General features: G+C 41.9%; 10 protein-coding genes and 5 pseudogenes. 5 read left to right on the top strand and 10 right to left on the bottom strand.

Features of this window, described 5'->3' with window-relative positions:
- Window positions 1-283 precede the first annotated feature (283 nt).
- The 3 genes from QMQ21_RS03990 to QMQ21_RS03980 form a co-directional block, all read right to left on the bottom strand.
- Window positions 284-1081, bottom strand: a complete 798-nt coding sequence (locus QMQ21_RS03990) for a Nif3-like dinuclear metal center hexameric protein (RefSeq protein ID WP_000881159.1) — start codon at window positions 1079-1081, stop codon at window positions 284-286.
- On the bottom strand, window positions 1068-1745 hold the full coding sequence (locus QMQ21_RS03985; protein WP_000624065.1) for a tRNA (adenine(22)-N(1))-methyltransferase: 678 nt from the start codon (window positions 1743-1745) through the stop codon (window positions 1068-1070). Before QMQ21_RS03985 ends, QMQ21_RS03990 begins: the two co-directional genes overlap by 14 nt.
- Window positions 1746-1845: 100 nt before the next feature.
- Window positions 1846-4182, bottom strand: coding sequence for a cation-translocating P-type ATPase (locus tag QMQ21_RS03980; protein WP_166735802.1), 2337 nt, complete (start codon window positions 4180-4182; stop codon window positions 1846-1848).
- Between the two features lie 129 nt (window positions 4183-4311).
- Here QMQ21_RS03980 and QMQ21_RS03975 point away from each other — a divergent pair.
- Window positions 4312-5063, top strand: a pseudogene (locus tag QMQ21_RS03975) (lysophospholipid acyltransferase family protein).
- A 292-nt stretch (window positions 5064-5355) separates the two neighbouring features.
- On the opposite strand, the pseudogene QMQ21_RS03970 reads toward QMQ21_RS03975, so the two are convergent.
- Window positions 5356-5890, bottom strand: a pseudogene (locus tag QMQ21_RS03970) (cadmium resistance transporter).
- Window positions 5891-6704: 814 nt separating this feature from the next.
- Window positions 6705-6973: pseudogene (gene rpsO, locus QMQ21_RS03965) on the bottom strand (30S ribosomal protein S15).
- Between the two features lie 205 nt (window positions 6974-7178).
- On the opposite strand from rpsO, the pseudogene QMQ21_RS03960 reads away from it, so the two are divergent.
- Window positions 7179-7539, top strand: a pseudogene (locus QMQ21_RS03960) (hypothetical protein).
- 335 nt (window positions 7540-7874) lie between these two features.
- A complete protein-coding gene (gene thrS, locus QMQ21_RS03955) occupies window positions 7875-9818 on the top strand; it encodes a threonine--tRNA ligase (protein WP_119942398.1) in 1944 nt (647 codons plus the stop codon).
- A gap of 46 nt (window positions 9819-9864) precedes the next feature.
- Here thrS and QMQ21_RS03950 read toward each other — a convergent pair whose 3' ends face one another.
- Window positions 9865-10839 (bottom strand): sensor histidine kinase, encoded by a 975-nt coding sequence (locus QMQ21_RS03950; protein ID WP_261813949.1) that lies wholly within the window; start codon window positions 10837-10839, stop codon window positions 9865-9867.
- Window positions 10832-11509 (bottom strand): response regulator transcription factor, encoded by a 678-nt coding sequence (locus QMQ21_RS03945; protein WP_000548991.1) that lies wholly within the window; start codon window positions 11507-11509, stop codon window positions 10832-10834. Before QMQ21_RS03945 ends, QMQ21_RS03950 begins: the two co-directional genes overlap by 8 nt.
- Window positions 11510-11663: 154 nt before the next feature.
- Here QMQ21_RS03945 and QMQ21_RS03940 point away from each other — a divergent pair, with 154 nt between their 5' ends.
- The gene (locus QMQ21_RS03940; protein WP_166735800.1) at window positions 11664-12737 is read left to right on the top strand and encodes a DUF2974 domain-containing protein; all 1074 of its coding nucleotides are present in this window, start codon (window positions 11664-11666) and stop codon (window positions 12735-12737) included.
- Between the two features lie 207 nt (window positions 12738-12944).
- Here QMQ21_RS03940 and QMQ21_RS03935 read toward each other — a convergent pair whose 3' ends face one another.
- Together QMQ21_RS03935 and QMQ21_RS03930 are read right to left on the bottom strand one after the other, a co-directional pair.
- Complete coding sequence (locus QMQ21_RS03935) at window positions 12945-13382, bottom strand: Rrf2 family transcriptional regulator (RefSeq protein WP_001166796.1); 438 nt, start codon at window positions 13380-13382, stop codon at window positions 12945-12947.
- Window positions 13383-13457: 75 nt separating this feature from the next.
- Window positions 13458-14298: pseudogene (locus QMQ21_RS03930) on the bottom strand (metallophosphoesterase family protein).
- 112 nt (window positions 14299-14410) lie between these two features.
- On the opposite strand from QMQ21_RS03930, the gene QMQ21_RS03925 reads away from it, so the two are divergent.
- Window positions 14411-15061, top strand: coding sequence for a metal-dependent transcriptional regulator (locus tag QMQ21_RS03925; RefSeq protein WP_000188518.1), 651 nt, complete (start codon window positions 14411-14413; stop codon window positions 15059-15061).
- Window positions 15062-15674: 613 nt separating this feature from the next.
- Here the strand turns inward: QMQ21_RS03925 and dtd are convergent.
- Window positions 15675-16118: a D-aminoacyl-tRNA deacylase gene (dtd, locus tag QMQ21_RS03920; RefSeq protein ID WP_000691425.1), complete on the bottom strand. Its 444-nt coding sequence runs from the start codon at window positions 16116-16118 to the stop codon at window positions 15675-15677.
- Between the last annotated feature and the right edge of the window lie 6 nt (window positions 16119-16124).

The raw sequence follows: 16124 nt of genomic DNA, 5'->3' as shown, positions 1-16124 counted from the left end.
TATACCACCCCCCCCCCCCGAATTTTGCAAGGAAAAACATTTAATTTTTTCTGTTTTTAGAGTATTTTATAGTAAATTGTTATCTTTCTAATTATATGTATTGGATTTTTTGATTAAACTGCAAAAAACGAGGACTATTGTATTTTTTTATTTATAAAATTTCGGGTATAAGTTTTACAAAAAAATCCAGTCTCAACAATGTCTCAGAATCACATTTGTACTAGTGTAGTTTCAGTTTACCATAATTATACTAGTACAATTTTTCATTATTTTCACTTTCTAACTAGATATGGTGGAAAGGATTGGTCGATGCTTGACTAGGTACAATATCAATTGTCCAGCCATTTTCTCCTTTCCATTGATTAAGAAGCTCTGCGATTTTTTCCACAAACAGCACTTCGATATAGTGACCTGGATCCAATGCCAGCAAGCCATCAGACAACATATCCTGGGCAGTGTGGTAGTAAATATCACCAGTGATATAGACATCCGCTCCTTTAGCTAAAGCATCCTTATAGAATGACTGCCCGCTTCCACCACAGATGGCCACTCTTGAAATAGGTTTCTGCAAGTCATTCTCTTGATAATGCACCATTCGAAGACTATCTAGGCCGAATACTTGCTTGACATACTGGGCAAAGTCCCCAAAGGTCTGAGTCAGAACATTCCCAATACGTCCAATTCCACGTTCAGGACCTGTCTCCTGAAGATAAGTTATCTCCTCGATTCCTAGCATCTGACAGAACCAGTCATTGAGACCATTTTCAACGATGTCAATATTGGTATGGCTGACATAAACTGCAATGTCATGCTTGATGAGATCAATGTAAATCTGATTTTGTGGACGGCTAGCTACCAAATCCTTGATGGGACGGAAAATCGGCGCGTGCTTGACGATAATCAAATCCACACCCTTTTCAATGGCTTCAGCCACCGTTTCTTCACGAATATCGAGAGCCACCATGACACTTTGGATGTCCTTGTCCAAAGTGCCAATTTGCAGACCACGACTGTCTCCCTCTATAGAAAATTCCTGAGGGCAAAAGGCTTCATACACGTTAATTACTTCACTTGCTAGCATGGAGAACCTCCTTGATGGCTTGAATTTTATCTACTAGAACTTGACGTTCCTCCAGATTTTTTTCTGGAATTTGTCCGAGGGCAAATTCTAGCTTAACAGCTTCTTTTTGCCATTTTTGGACAAAGACTGGACTGACCTCTTTGCACAAGAAGGGGCCAAATCGAACATCACTTGCTGATAGCTTCATTTGTCCTGCTTCCACCACCAAAATCTCGTAAAACTTGCCAGCTTCTTCTAGAATGCTTTCTGCCACAATCTGAAAACCATTGTCTTGCAACCAAATGCGCAAGTCGTCTTCACGATTATTGGGCTGGAGAATCAAACGCTCTACGTTAGCTAACTTGTCCAAGCCTTCTTCTAAAATCCTAGCAATCAAACGGCCACCCATACCAGCAATGGTAATGACCGACACTTGGTCTGCCTCTTCAAAGGCTACCAAGCCATTGGCTAAACGAACCTGGATTTTCTCCTTTAACCCGTGACTTTCAACATTTTTGACTGCAGATTGGTAGGGCCCGTCCACCACCTCACCTGCAATGGCACTTTTGATTTGTCCTCTCTCAACCAACTCGATGGGCAGATAAGCATGATCACTTCCCACATCTAATAAAATGGCTCCCTGTGGTACAAAGGAAGCTACCAATTCTAATCTCTTTGAAATCATCTTCTCTCACTTTCCAAACTCTATTACCTCTTATTATACCACATTTCGGCTGGCAATCTTGTACCTAAAAAGACCGCAATCCACAGATTGCAGCCTTTCTTTATTTTCTGGCTTGATAGCGACTAGTCAGGATGAAAATCACGGTAAAGACCAACATCATGATACCATAAACAGGTAGCGTTTGTCCTGTAAGTGTCGAAATTTCAAGCATTTTTTGAATTCTTGGGAAGAGAGCTGTGGCTAGGAAGCCTCCTACTGACCAAACAATCAAGAGGACACGCCATAGGGTAAATGGCATGCAGGCTCTAAATACGGATAAGAAACCAATAGACCCAAGCAGATAATAAAGTAGGGTTGAGATTTCTATCTCAGACCAACCTTGACTCGCTCCAAATATTTTCACAAACAGGACGCTGAACACAACCATGAGAGCACTTGGTAGAGCACGAAGCATGGATCTTCTGAGGAAATTTGGCTCAACAGGTTTGATATTTCGCTCAAAAGTCAGAACGAATGGTGGGAAACCTTCCACAAACTGGTCAATCATAGTAATCTGGATTGGAATGAAGGGGAAAATCAAGATCCATTCAGACCGTCCCAGAAGAGCACTGGCGATACAGATAACTGCGAGCAAGAATGAGTAGATGGTCTTTATCAAGAAAATCGGGGCGATATGGGCAATGTTATTGACCACACGACGACCTTCAAAGAGAATCTCAGGAACATCATTAAAGTCTGAGTTCAAGAGAACCAGATTGGCAATCTGACGAGTCGCTGGATCTCCCTCAGCCATTACGATGGAACAATCTGCCTCACGAAGGGCCAAGATATCATTAACCCCGTCCCCTGTCATAGCCGTTGTATGTCCTGATTTTTTCAGCGTTTGGATGATGAGTTTCTTTTGATGAGGGGAAACACGTCCGAAAATAGCTGTCTCCTCAGCTATAGCAATCAATTCCTCATCCGTGATTTTTGAGCAATCTACATAGCTGTGATAGTCCGCAAAACCAGCCTTCTGGGCAATGCTGGATACCGTAACTGGATTATCACCAGAGATAATCTTGAGGCCCACTTCCTGAGAACGGAGATAGTCCAGCGTCTCTGCTGCTCCCTCTCGAATCGGGTCCAAGATTTCCAGCAAGGCTAGAGCCTGAATATCAGATGGTTTCTGCGGCTTGTGATGGTCTAATTTCTCCTTACTGAGAGCTAAGACCAAGACACGTGAACCTCTCTCCAAGGCCTCTCTGGCTTCAGGGACTTCAGAGTCCAGCAACATCTCAGGTGCACCTAAGAAAACTGTTCCCAAACCTTCTAACTCCATGGCTCCCCACTTGCGGTCGCTAGAGAAGGGAAGATTGGAAATCATAGGATAAGTAACTTCTCCCACAAAACGCTTTCGAATGGCTTGAGCTGTTGGATTTTTATCCTCACTATGAGCTATGTAGCTGGTCATGATGCTAGCAATAGCCTCTTCACCATAAGTTTCCGTCAGTGGAAGAACGGCCTCCACCTGCATCTTTCCTTGGGTGATGGTACCCGTCTTGTCCAAACAGAGCATATCCACGCGCGCCAAGGTCTCAACAGAGTACATCTCCTGCACCAAGACCTTTTTCAAGCCCAGCTTAATCACCGCTGTCAAGAGCGAAGTAATAGTCAAAAGGGCAATTCCCTTAGGCAACATTCCCAAAAGAGCTGTCGACGAGTTTACAACGGATGACTTGAGAGGCAGGCCTTTTAAAATCAAGGCTTCTAGCAAGAGAGCCAGACCGAAAGGAATGATAATCTTTCCAGTAAAACCAGCTAGCTTGTCCAGAGATTTCATGATACGGGAGTTGATCGGTTTCACTGTCTTAGCTTCCAGCATGAGTTTGGCAGCATAGTTGTCTGCACCGACATGGTGAACTTGAGATAAAACTGACCCACTGGCTAGGAAACTTCCTGACAAAAGCAAGGCTTCCACTTCCTTTTGCACCAAATCACTTTCCCCCGTCAACATGGCTTCATTAACCTCCGCAAAGCCTTCCAAAACCAAGGCATCACTGGGAATCTGCTCTCCTGCAGACAAACGAATGACATCTCCTAGAACCAATTCTTCCGGATTCAGAGCCACTTCTTGGCCATCACGAATAGTCTTGACCTTTTCCTTGGTCATGAGATTGAGCTTGTCCACCATGTGTTTGGCCCGTAGTTCGGTCACAATTCCAGAAAAAGCGTTAAAGCAGATAACGGCAAAGAAGACCAGATTGCTCCAGGCCTGCACAAAGGCTAGTGCCAAAGCAATGGCAAAGTTCAAAGCGTTAAAAAGGGTAAAGACATTTCGTTTAACGATTTGCCAAGTGCTAGTACTGGCTGATGCGGTAAAGTTATTGACCAAACCCTTAGCCTGTCTTTCCTTGACTTCTCTTTGGGTTAATCCCATAATCTTATTTTTATCCATAAATTTTATTATATCATTTTTTTTAACAGAATTCTAATCTCATCCCAAATATGCATCTAGTCAAGGGAAAAGTTTGCCACCCCTCCTTTGATAAGGTATAATAATAAGAAAACAATCGAAGGAGATCGCATGTTTTATACTTATTTGCGTGGATTAGTTGTATTGCTCTTATGGTCCATCAATGGCAATGCTCACTATCATAATACTGATAAAATTCCTAATCAAGATGAAAATTATATTTTAGTTGCGCCTCACCGTACCTGGTGGGATCCTGTTTATATGGCCTTTGCGACCAAGCCAAAACAGTTCATCTTTATGGCAAAAAAAGAACTCTTTACCAACCGTATCTTTGGTTGGTGGATTCGTATGTGTGGTGCCTTTCCTATCGACCGTGAAAATCCTAGCGCCTCAGCCATCAAATATCCTATCAACGTTCTCAAAAAAAGTGACCTCTCTCTCATCATGTTTCCAAGTGGTAGCCGCCACTCAAACGATGTCAAGGGGGGCGTAGCACTGATTGCCAAAATGGCCAAGGTCCATATCATGCTTAGGTTACCTACACCGGTCCCATGACTTTGAAGGGCTTGATTAGCCGTGAACGTGTCGATATGAACTTTGGAAATCCAATCGATATCTCAGATATCAAGAAAATGAATGATGAAGGCATTGAAACAGTCGCCAATCGTATTCAAACAGAATTCCAACGTCTGGACGAAGAAACGAAACAATGGCACAATGATAAAAAACCAAATCCACTCTGGTGGTTTATCCGCATCCCTGCCCTCATCCTTGCTATTATCCTCGCTATCCTAACCATCATCTTTAGCTTTATCGCAAGCTTCATCTGGAACCCAGATAAGAAAAGAGATGAACTTGCATAGAAGAAATGAACCTTGGCCAAACAGCTAAGGTTTTCATTTATATAGTAGATTGGAACTAGAATAGTACACCTCTACTTCTAAAACATTTTTAGAAATCGATTTGACTGTCCTGATCGATTTGTCCTATTCTTATTTCATTTTACTATATTTATAAGAATCTCCTAATCAAATCAAAAGACACTCTACAATAGAGTAACTTTAAGATTTGTCCATTTATACTCAATGAAAAAGCCCTCTGAAAATCAGAGAGCTGATTTGAGCTCGGGCTAAAATCCTAGTGAAACAAAAAAATCTACACGATCAGAAAAGTCTCTATCGTGCCATTTTCATACATGATGTATAGTCCAAGTAGAATGAATACTAAGGGCACAATGATTCGCTCGTATTTTTCAATTGTCTCGAATAGTAACGGAATAGAGGATAACACCCGACTAATCTCGCAAAAGATAATTATGCCGATTACAAGCACAAGCAAGGCCACGAGGGTCTGTGACCAATCTAACGAAGCAAAATAAGGTATATAGATACCTAAATTATCTCCGCCAGACGCAATTGTCAGCAATGTAACTGTCCAAAACAGTTGATTTGCCTTGCTTTGTTCTAATCTTTCAATAATTTCTTCCTCTTCTTCCGCATCTTCTCCAACAATTGCAAGCAGCAACTAAACTCGCCCCTACAAGTAAGCCTGTGCCTAGATATTGCCCCGCATAAATATGCCATTTCTGTTTATTCTGTGATAGCTGTGCAAATAAAATAATTAAAATAATTAAATAATCGATACTGGTGGAAATATAAACACCAACAGCAGATATGATTGTCTGTCCCATAAAAAAACCTCCTGTATTAGTCAGTAATAAATCAGCAGATTTTAGGAGAGCACAGACACATTAATTTAGCTATCGCTAGTGGGTAATGTCGAACATAGGAAAGCATTTTACTCCTCCTCAAAACGTAGTTACAAAGTAATTTCTAACTGAATTCGGTGACTACTTCCATGTAAAGTATAACATATTATACTTTACTTCGTAAAGTGTGGGCTCTCCGAGGGGGCTTGCAGACACCTACTCGGCTTTTCAAGCCGAGTAGCTGCGCACCTTTATGGTGTAATTAGCTGATACCATTTGAGGTTTTTGTAGTCTCCAAAATTGTGACCGATAAAACCTCAATAAAAAAGCCCTCTGAAGTCAGAGAGCTGATTTGAGCCGGAGCTAAAATCCTAGTGGAAAAGATGAAACTCCTTGTGTTCATCGAACACTGTGTCATTTCCCTATTTTCATACGGATTTTTGACACCCTTAGCATCATGATTCTTGCTAGATAAACCGTTTATAGGCTAGGCGACGAGGCGAAGATTGTACGAAACTTTCAGTGAAACAAAAAAAAATCTCCCCGAAGGGAGAAAAGCTAGTTTATTTTACCTTACAGTGTTAGGAACCGTAACCGAAGATTATACTTGAGTATAGCGAGGTAAGGTGACAACGCAATAAAGCTACCCAATTTAGAGTAGCTTTATTATCAAGATATGCTCAATTGAACACGGCCTAAGCACTTGGCAAAAAAGATAAAATCTCCTAGAAACTGAAGTTTCTTCGTCAATTTTCCTATTTTTGCTTTGTGCTTTTGACGGCCTTTGTATCTTGAATTAGCGACGAAGTCCTAGAGAGTTGATCAACTCACGGTAACGGTTAACGTCGTTTTTACGCAAGTATGCAAGCAAGTTACGACGGCGACCGATTTTTTTCATCAATCCACGGTAAGTAGCGTGGTCTTTTTTGTGTTGTTTGATGTGTTCATTAAGGTGGTTGATTTCCCAAGTAAGGACAGCAACTTGAACCTCTACTGAACCTGTATCACCTTCGTGACGTGCATATTGTGCAATGATTTCATTTTTTTCTCTTTTGAGATTGCCATGATGTTTCTCCTTTTTATTTGGCTTCATCCGAGTGACAGGTTGGCATGCCTGTAACCAAGAAGAAGTTATTTGTCTTTACGACAATCCCTATTCTACCAATAACTAACTTCTTTGTCAACAGATTTACTTTCTTGTTTTAAACATGCTATAATAATCATAGCAAGAGATTTAAGTTGTCTGTTTTTTTAAAACGAGCTGATTATCATGCCTAGATTCTATTCCCATCTCCCCTACTATCTGGTCATCTTTTTCTTTTATTGGCCTCTTTATGAATTATTTTCACTGCTCTCATCCGGTTCCAATCTGCTAGGACTCATCTTCTAAATATCTTTATCTTTTCTCCGTTAGTAACCTTCATCGTTTCTCTTCTTTACGGTTACCGTTTCCCTTTTTCCCTTTTGACATTGGATTGCTCTTTTGCTTTACTATCATTTCTTTCCACGATTTTAGCATTGTCTACTTTATTAGCCTATGAAACCTTTGCTCTGGTCGGCATGGCTTCCGGTATTGGTATCAAGCATATTCTGCAAAAATGAAAAACAAAAAACTTTCACAAAATCCTTGAAAAATCTCACAATCATGCTATAATAATCCATAGAGACAAGTCACTTAGTCCCTTTCTACTAGAGAGTGCGTGGTTGCTGAGAACGCATAGAAAGACTATACTGATACTACTCTACTGACTTTTATGCAAACATAAAACGGTGGCCACGTTAGAGCCAATCAGAGGTGTCCCTATTTTTTGAGGCACATAAATGAAGGTGGAACCACGTTGCGACGTCCTTTCTAGGACGTCGCTTTTTGTTTCTCTTTGCTTTTTGTTTCTCTTTATTTAAGACTGCGAAATAGGGAAACACTTCTGCTTTAGAAATAATGGATAACCAATATAAGGAGAACATCATGATTAACATTACTTTCCCAGATGGCGCTGTTCGTGAATTCGAATCTGGCGTTACAACTTTTGAAATTGCCCAATCTATCAGCAATTCCCTAGCTAAAAAAGCCTTGGCTGGTAAATTCAACGGCAAACTCATCGACACTACTCGTGCTGTCACTGAGGATGGAAGCATCGAAATCGTGACACCTGATCACGAAGATGCCCTTCCAATCTTGCGTCACTCAGCTGCTCACTTGTTTGCCCAAGCAGCTCGTCGTCTTTTCCCAGACATTCACTTGGGTGTTGGTCCAGCTATCGAAGATGGCTTCTACTACGATACTGACAACACAGCTGGTCAAATCTCTAACGAAGACCTTCCTCGTATCGAAGAAGAAATGCAAAAAATCGTCAAAGAAAACTTCCCATCTATTCGTGAAGAAGTGACTAAAGACGAGGCACGTGAAATCTTCAAAAATGACCCTTACAAGTTGGAATTGATTGAAGAACACTCAGAAGACGAAGGCGGTTTGACTATCTATCGTCAGGGTGAATATGTAGACCTCTGCCGTGGACCTCACGTTCCATCAACAGGTCGTATCCAAATCTTCCACCTTCTCCATGTAGCTGGTGCTTACTGGCGTGGAAATAGCGACAACGCTATGATGCAACGTATCTACGGTACAGCTTGGTTTGACAAGAAAGACTTGAAAAACTACCTTCAAATGCGTGAAGAAGCTAAGGAACGTGACCACCGTAAACTTGGTAAAGAGCTTGACCTCTTTATGATTTCACAAGAAGTTGGTCAAGGACTTCCATTCTGGTTGCCAAATGGTGCGACTATTCGTCGTGAGTTGGAACGCTACATCGTTGACAAAGAGTTGGCTTCTGGCTACCAACACGTTTATACTCCACCACTTGCTTCTGTTGAACTTTACAAGACTTCTGGTCACTGGGATCATTACCAAGAAGACATATTCCCAACTATGGACATGGGTGACGGGGAAGAATTTGTCCTTCGTCCAATGAACTGCCCACACCACATCCAAGTCTTCAAACACCATGTTCACTCTTACCGTGAGTTGCCAATCCGTATTGCTGAAATCGGTATGATGCACCGCTACGAAAAATCTGGTGCCCTCACTGGTCTTCAACGTGTGCGTGAAATGTCTCTCAACGACGGTCACCTTTTCGTTACTCCAGAACAAATCCAAGAAGAATTCCAGCGTGCCCTTCAGTTGATTATCGATGTTTATGAAGACTTCAACTTGACTGACTACCGCTTCCGTCTCTCTCTTCGCGACCCTCAAGATACTCACAAGTACTTTGACAACGATGAGATGTGGGAAAATGCCCAAACCATGCTTCGCGCAGCCCTTGATGAAATGGGTGTGGACTACTTTGAAGCCGAAGGTGAAGCAGCCTTCTACGGACCAAAATTGGATATCCAAGTTAAGACCGCTCTTGGAAAAGAAGAAACTCTTTCTACTATCCAGCTTGACTTCTTGCTTCCAGAACGTTTCGACCTTAAATACATCGGAGCTGATGGCGAAGAGCACCGTCCAGTTATGATCCACCGTGGAGTTATCTCAACTATGGAACGCTTCACAGCTATCTTGATTGAGAACTACAAGGGTGCCTTCCCAACATGGCTTGCACCACACCAAGTAACCCTCATCCCAGTATCTAACGAAAAACACGTGGACTACGCTTGGGAAGTAGCTAAAAAACTCCGTGACCGTGGTGTCCGTGCAGACGTAGATGAACGCAATGAAAAAATGCAGTTCAAGATCCGTGCTTCACAAACCAGCAAGATTCCTTACCAATTGATCGTTGGGGACAAGGAAATGGAAGACGGAACAGTCAACGTTCGTCGCTACGGCCAAAAAGAAACACAAACTGTCTCAGTAGATGATTTTGTTCAAGCTATCCTAGCTGATATAGCCAACAAATCACGCGTTGAGAAATAAGAACCTAGCATAAAAGCCTCCAATTCGGAGGCTTTTTCGTCTATTCTCACTCAAGGACTAGGTTCACTTGAGCAAACCGAATCCGCACTATCGTTCCTTTTCCGACCTCAGACTCGATACGAATCTGGTGCCCCAGTTCTTCAGAAATTTTCTTAGATAGGTAAAGTCCAAGTCCAGATGACTGCTGGGTCAGACGACCATTATATCCTGAAAACCCACGTTCAAAGACTCGAAGAACATCACTATTTTTTATCCCGATTCCTGTATCCTTGATACAAAGCTCTTGCCCCTCCATATAAATCTCCAGACCACCTTCCTTGGTGTACTTGAGACTGTTTGAAATAATTTGCTCAATAACCACTAGCAACCACTTTTTATCCGTCACGATTTCTTTATCAAGGTCATGTAGATTGACATTTAGGCCTTTTTGAATAAAGAAAAGAGCATATTTACGAATTATTTCCTTGACAAGGTCCTCAATTTGAACCTGCTTTAAGACCAAATCATCATGAAAACTTTCTAAACGCAGGTACTGTAAAACTAGATTGGTATAGGAATCAATCTTGAAAATTTCCTGTTCTAATTGCTGCTTCAGTTGGCGGTCAGCTACTTCTGTAACTAAGAGTTGACTAGCTGCAATGGGGGTCTTAATCTGATGGGCCCACAAGGTATAGTAATCCAGCAAATCCATCAGTTTTCTTTCTGAATCTGACCTCTGCTGATAAAGTTCCATCTCACGCGCTTCTAATTTTTCTTCTAAAGCTATTTCCAAAGGAGATTTGGCTTCCCTCTCCCCATAGAGAATTTCCTGACGATAGACCTGCGTTTCCACCAATATGTCCCAAGTGAAAAATAAGATGGTTACAAAGCAACACAAGAGGAAAAAGTAGAGAAAGTAAGTTCCCAAACTTGCAAATAAAAACTGAAAGAGCAAAATCAGAAATGCTAAAGCAAGCAGATAGACAAACAGACGACTACGGGAGCGCAGATAGGCTAGAAAAAATTGTTTCCAATCAAGCATGCTTCAGTCCGTACCCTATCCCTTTCTTGGTCTCGATAAATCCTACCAAGCCCTGCTCTTCCAATTTTTTACGCAAACGAGCCACATTGACAGAGAGGGTATTATCATCAATGAAAAAGTCACTGTTCCAAAGTTCCCGCATGAGGTCGTCACGCGCTACAATATTGCCTGCATGCTCAAATAACACGCGTAAAATCTGGAATTCGTTCTTGGTCAAATTCAAGACTTGCCCTTGATAATGTAAATCCATGGATTTGGTATTGAGGATAACACCAGCATATTCCAGTAAACTCTCGTCACGCCCGAACTCATAGGAACGACGCAGCAAGCCCTGAACCTTGGCTAAAAGAACCTGCTGGTCAAAAGGTTTGGTCACAAAGTCATCCGCGCCCATATTGATTGCCATGACAATATCCATAGCCTGGTCTCTCGAAGACAGAAACATGATGGGGACCTTGGAAATCTTGCGAATTTCCTGACACCAGTGATAGCCATTAAACAAGGGCAGTCCAATATCCATGAGGACCAGATGAGGCTCCGACTGAACAAAAAGACTCAAAACTTCCATAAAGTCTTCTACCAGAACCACTTCAAATCCCCATTCAGAGAGCATTTTTCCGACTTGTTGACGAATGACCTGATCATCTTCTACTAATAAAATCTTGTGCATGCGCTCCTCCTTTTCTATTATTATAACAGATTTTTCCATGCTAGCAGGTCTGAAACTGAATTTGAAGTAGCTTGTTTTTAGCCAACAAAGTAAGACAATCCTACTAGCTAATTTGAGGGAAATTTGATAAGATAAAGAAAAGAAAGGAGCTCTTATGGCCAATATTTTTGATTACCTGAAAGATGTCGCATACGATTCCTTTTACGACTTTCCATTGAATGAGTTAGACATTCTAGCCTTAACAGAAGCTACCTACCTCTCCTTTGATAATATGGTCTCCACACTTCCTCAACGTCTTTTAGATCTAGCACCTCAGGTTCCAAGAGAGCCCACCATGCTTACTAGCAAAAATCGCCTCCAGCTATTAGATGAACTAGCTCAACACAAACGCTTCAAAAATTGCAAACTCTCCCATTTTATCAATGACATTGATCCTGAGCTGCAAAAACAGTTTGCGGCTATGACCTACCGCCTCACTCTCGATACCTATCTGATTGTCTTTCGTGGGACAGATGACAGCATCATTGGCTGGAAGGAAGATTTCCACCTGACCTATATGAAGGAAATTCCTGCTCAAAAGCACGCCCTTCGCTATTTAAAGAACTTTTTTGCCCACCATCCTAAGCAAAAGGTCATTCTGGCTGGGCATTCCAAGGGAGGAAATCTAGCCATCTATGCTGCTAGTCAAATTGAGCAAAGCTCGCAAAATCAGATCACAGCAGTTTATACCTTTGATGCGCCTGGTCTCCATAAAGAGCTGACACAAACTGAGGGCTATCAAAGGCTAATGGATAGAACCAAGGTCTTCATCCCACAAGGCTCCATTATCGGTATGATGCTGGAAATTCCTGCCCACCAAATCATCGTGCACAGTACTGCCTTAGGTGGTATCGCCCAGCACGATACCTTTAGTTGGCAGATTGAGGACAAGCACTTCGTCCAACTGGATAAGACCAACAGTGATAGCCAACAAGTTGACACAACCTTCAAGGAGTGGGTGGCCACAGTCCCTGACGAAGAACTCCATCTCTACTTCGATCTCTTCTTTGGAACCATTCTTGATTCTGGTATTACTTCTATCAATGACTTGTCTTCCTTAAAGGCTATCGAACACATTCGTCATCTCTTCGTCCAAGCTCAATCCCTCACTCCAGAAGAAAGGGAAACCATGGGACACCTCACCCAATTATTGATTGATACCCGTTACCAAGCCTGGAAGAATAGATAAAAAGCTTATGAAAAGGTAATACTCTTCGAAAATCTCTTCAAACCACGTCAGCGTCGCCTTACCGTATATATGTGACTGACTTTGTCAGTCTTATCTACAACCTCAAAGCGGTGCTTTGAGCAACCTGCGGCTAGCTTCCTAGTTTGCTTTTTGATTTTCATTGAGTATAAAAACCTTCTCATAAGCTTTTTTATTTTAAAGAAGAATTCACTCCTTCATCTGACTCTCTGCATCAGCCACAACTTGCTCTAAACTAGTCTGACCAAGCTCTGCCTCCATGGCCAGCTGGATTCTCTCCAATTTTTGATCCAAAACATCATGAATATGGGCTCCAACTGGACAATTTGGATTTGGATTGTCATGGAAACTGAAGAGTTGACCAGTCTTACCAAGACACTCAACCGCTTGATAAACATCTAAAAGACTAATATCCTTGAGATCCTTGACAATCTCAGTTCCTCCTGTTCCACGCGCAACTGAAATCAGCTCTGCCTTCTTCAACTGGGACAAGGTTTTTCTGATAATGACAGGATTGACCCCGACACTAGCAGCCAGAAAATCACTGGTCACCTTGCTTTCCTTCCCCTTGAGGGCAATGATTATCAGCATATGAGTCGCAATGGTAAATCTACTTGGAATTTGCATGCTCTTCTCCTTTTTACGAGGCTACCCTGCCTCTACTCTTCTTTTTCTTTTATTATACCCTTTTTAGTTGTAATGTCAATCGTTACCACTTTTCAACCAAGCATCTAATTCCCTATCATAGCCCTCTTTCTGGGCCAATTCACTCAGAAATTCCTGATGATGAGTATGGTGGATACCATTGACCAGACTTTCATAATAAACCTCAAAATAGGGAAGTTTCAGGTCTTTAGCTAGCTGCAATTCAGCTGCTACATGTAGTCTACCCGTCGGAAATCCATATCTACCAAGCCCTTGTCATCAAACTCCAAAATCATATACTGGGCCCGCAAGTCCTTCCGCAACTGGGCATCCAAAAAGAAAGGCTGCCCAATCGAACCGGATTAACAATCAATTGCCCACCAGTTCCGTAACGAAGCAACTGCTGGTGAATATGTCCATAAACAGCAATATCACAAGGAGGATTGGTCACCAAGCGGTCAAAATCCTCTTGCGCTCCAGTATGAATCAACTCACGCCCCCAATTCTTATCAGGCAGATGATGGCTAATTCCAACTGTCAAATCCCCAAACTGACGATGGATTTGAAGAGGTTGATTGTGAAGCAATTCAATTTCTTCTAGGGAAATTTCCTCTAAAACATACTGGCACTGGCGCAAGAGATAGCGTTGACTAGGACGAGTATTATCCAATTCCTTGCGGACACCATGCCACAGACTGTCTTCCCAGTTCCCCAAAACTCTAGCTGTAATCGGTAGTTGATCCAACAAGTCCAAAATCCTTCTACGTCCTGTCCCTGGCATGAGAATATCTCCCAGAAGCCAGTATTCATCCACTCCTAGCTGCCGAGCATCTGCCAAAACAGCCTCCAAAGCGGTAGTATTTCCATGAATATCTGAAAGAAGAGCTATTTTTGTCATATCTATCTCCTCGTTTTTTTCTCTTGCAATAAGTATAACATAAAAAGTCACAGCTAGAGAAATCTAGCTTTTTTTGATATACTAGATAAAGATATTAGACAAGAGGAAGCGAATGACCCCGAATAAAGAAGATTATCTAAAATGTATTTATGAAATTGGCATAGACCTGCATAAAATTACCAACAAGGAAATTGCGGCTCGTATGCAAGTCTCTCCCCCTGCCGTAACTGAAATGATTAAACGGATGAAGAGTGAAAATCTCATCCTCAAGGACAAGGAATGTGGCTATCTACTGACTGACCTCGGTCTCAAATTGGTCTCTGAGCTCTATCGTAAGCATCGCTTGATTGAAGTTTTTCTAGTCCATCATTTAGACTATACAAGTGACCAGATTCACGAGGAAGCTGAGGTATTGGAACATACTGTCTCTGAGCTATTCGTGGAGAGACTAGAAAAATTACTTGGATTCCCCAAGACTTGCCCTCACGGAGGAACTATTCCTGCCAAGGGAGAACTCCTGGTTGAAATCAATAACCTGCCACTAGCTGACATCAAGGAAGCTGGCGCCTACCGCCTGACTCGTGTGCACGATAGTTTTGACATTCTCAGTTATTTGGATAAGCACTCACTTCACATCGGTGATCCTCTCCAAGTCAAGCAGTTTGATGGCTTCAGCAATACCTTCACTATCCTCAGTAAAAACGAGAATTTGCAAGTAAGTATGGACATTGCAAAACAACTCTACGTCGAAAAAATCGACTAATTTCTCAAGTACCCCAACCAACCCTGAAAGTTTTATTTTCAGGGTTTTCTTATCTATTTTTTATATCAAAAACGATAGTAAGCGCTTCCATAATCCAACTAAATATTGTATAATAATTATATAAACTATTCCGTCACTAACAGATGAAAAAAGGAGGGCTTATCATGAAAAAATCATCTTCATCAAAACCATTGAGCTCCTTGTCATTGATGGAATCATGCTGGGCATTTTGGCTTTTAAAGAGGTGCTTACTTGGGATTGGATTTTGATTTATAGCGGTTAGCTCATTTTCTTTCACCCTGTGCTGTTGACCTATCTTTCTAACCAGCTTTGTGACCACTTTAGTCAACTCTATTCCCAGATTAGACCGAGATTCTGGCGCTTTGCCTTACAAATCCTCCTATGGGATATCCTGATGATTCTCTCCTTGATATGTTTAAGTGGTACCCCACTTTTCCTTCAGGGGACTCTCCTCATCCTAGGACATCTCATCCCTTCCTATCGCACCTGCCAAATCCTGAAACAAGACTTTCCCCAAGCCTATCAAGCACCGATTTCTTTTGGAGTATTTTATGATAGATGAGAAAAACCAAGTAGCTGGGCTTGATCTTTCTTATCTATTTTTAGTATCTAGGATAATGGTAACTGGCCCATCATTGACCAGCTCAACCTGCATATCCGCTCCAAAGATACCTGTCTGAACAGGCACTTCTTGCGCTAGTTTTTGGTTGAAAACATCATAGAAGTCTGATGCCATATCAGGTTTGGCTGCTTCTGTAAAGGCTGGACGATTGCCTTTCTTGGTATCCGCAAAGAGGGTAAACTGGGAAATAGAAAGGATTTCTCCTTCAATATCTTTGACAGATAGGTTCATCCTGCCTTCTGCATCTGAAAAAATCCGCATATTGACCAGTTTTCTCACAGCATAGTCCAAATCTTCCTCTTGGTCCTCTGGTCCAACACCAACCAGCAATAAGAGCCCCTGATTGATTTTTCCCTGAACCTGACCTTCGATACTGACTTGGGCTTTTTTAACACGTTGGATAATGATTTTCATAATAGC

This window comes from Streptococcus bouchesdurhonensis (assembly GCF_948472335.1).
The sequence above is the reverse complement of the archived record's forward strand: the minus strand, read 5'-3'. Positions and strand labels throughout refer to the sequence as shown.

What these genes read in the sequence shown, in the direction of transcription:
- QMQ21_RS03940 (WP_166735800.1), top strand. Translation starts at nt 11,664, where the DNA reads ATGGCCAATATTTTTGATTACCTGAAAGATGTCGCATACGATTCCTTT.
- thrS (WP_119942398.1), top strand. Translation starts at nt 7,875, where the DNA reads ATGATTAACATTACTTTCCCAGATGGCGCTGTTCGTGAATTCGAATCT.
- QMQ21_RS03985 (WP_000624065.1), bottom strand. Translation starts at nt 1,745, where the DNA reads ATGATTTCAAAGAGATTAGAATTGGTAGCTTCCTTTGTACCACAGGGA.
- QMQ21_RS03980 (WP_166735802.1), bottom strand. Translation starts at nt 4,182, where the DNA reads ATGGATAAAAATAAGATTATGGGATTAACCCAAAGAGAAGTCAAGGAA.
- QMQ21_RS03935 (WP_001166796.1), bottom strand. Translation starts at nt 13,382, where the DNA reads ATGCAAATTCCAAGTAGATTTACCATTGCGACTCATATGCTGATAATC.
- QMQ21_RS03925 (WP_000188518.1), top strand. Translation starts at nt 14,411, where the DNA reads ATGACCCCGAATAAAGAAGATTATCTAAAATGTATTTATGAAATTGGC.
- QMQ21_RS03945 (WP_000548991.1), bottom strand. Translation starts at nt 11,509, where the DNA reads ATGCACAAGATTTTATTAGTAGAAGATGATCAGGTCATTCGTCAACAA.
- QMQ21_RS03950 (WP_261813949.1), bottom strand. Translation starts at nt 10,839, where the DNA reads ATGCTTGATTGGAAACAATTTTTTCTAGCCTATCTGCGCTCCCGTAGT.
- QMQ21_RS03990 (WP_000881159.1), bottom strand. Translation starts at nt 1,081, where the DNA reads ATGCTAGCAAGTGAAGTAATTAACGTGTATGAAGCCTTTTGCCCTCAG.
- dtd (WP_000691425.1), bottom strand. Translation starts at nt 16,118, where the DNA reads ATGAAAATCATTATCCAACGTGTTAAAAAAGCCCAAGTCAGTATCGAA.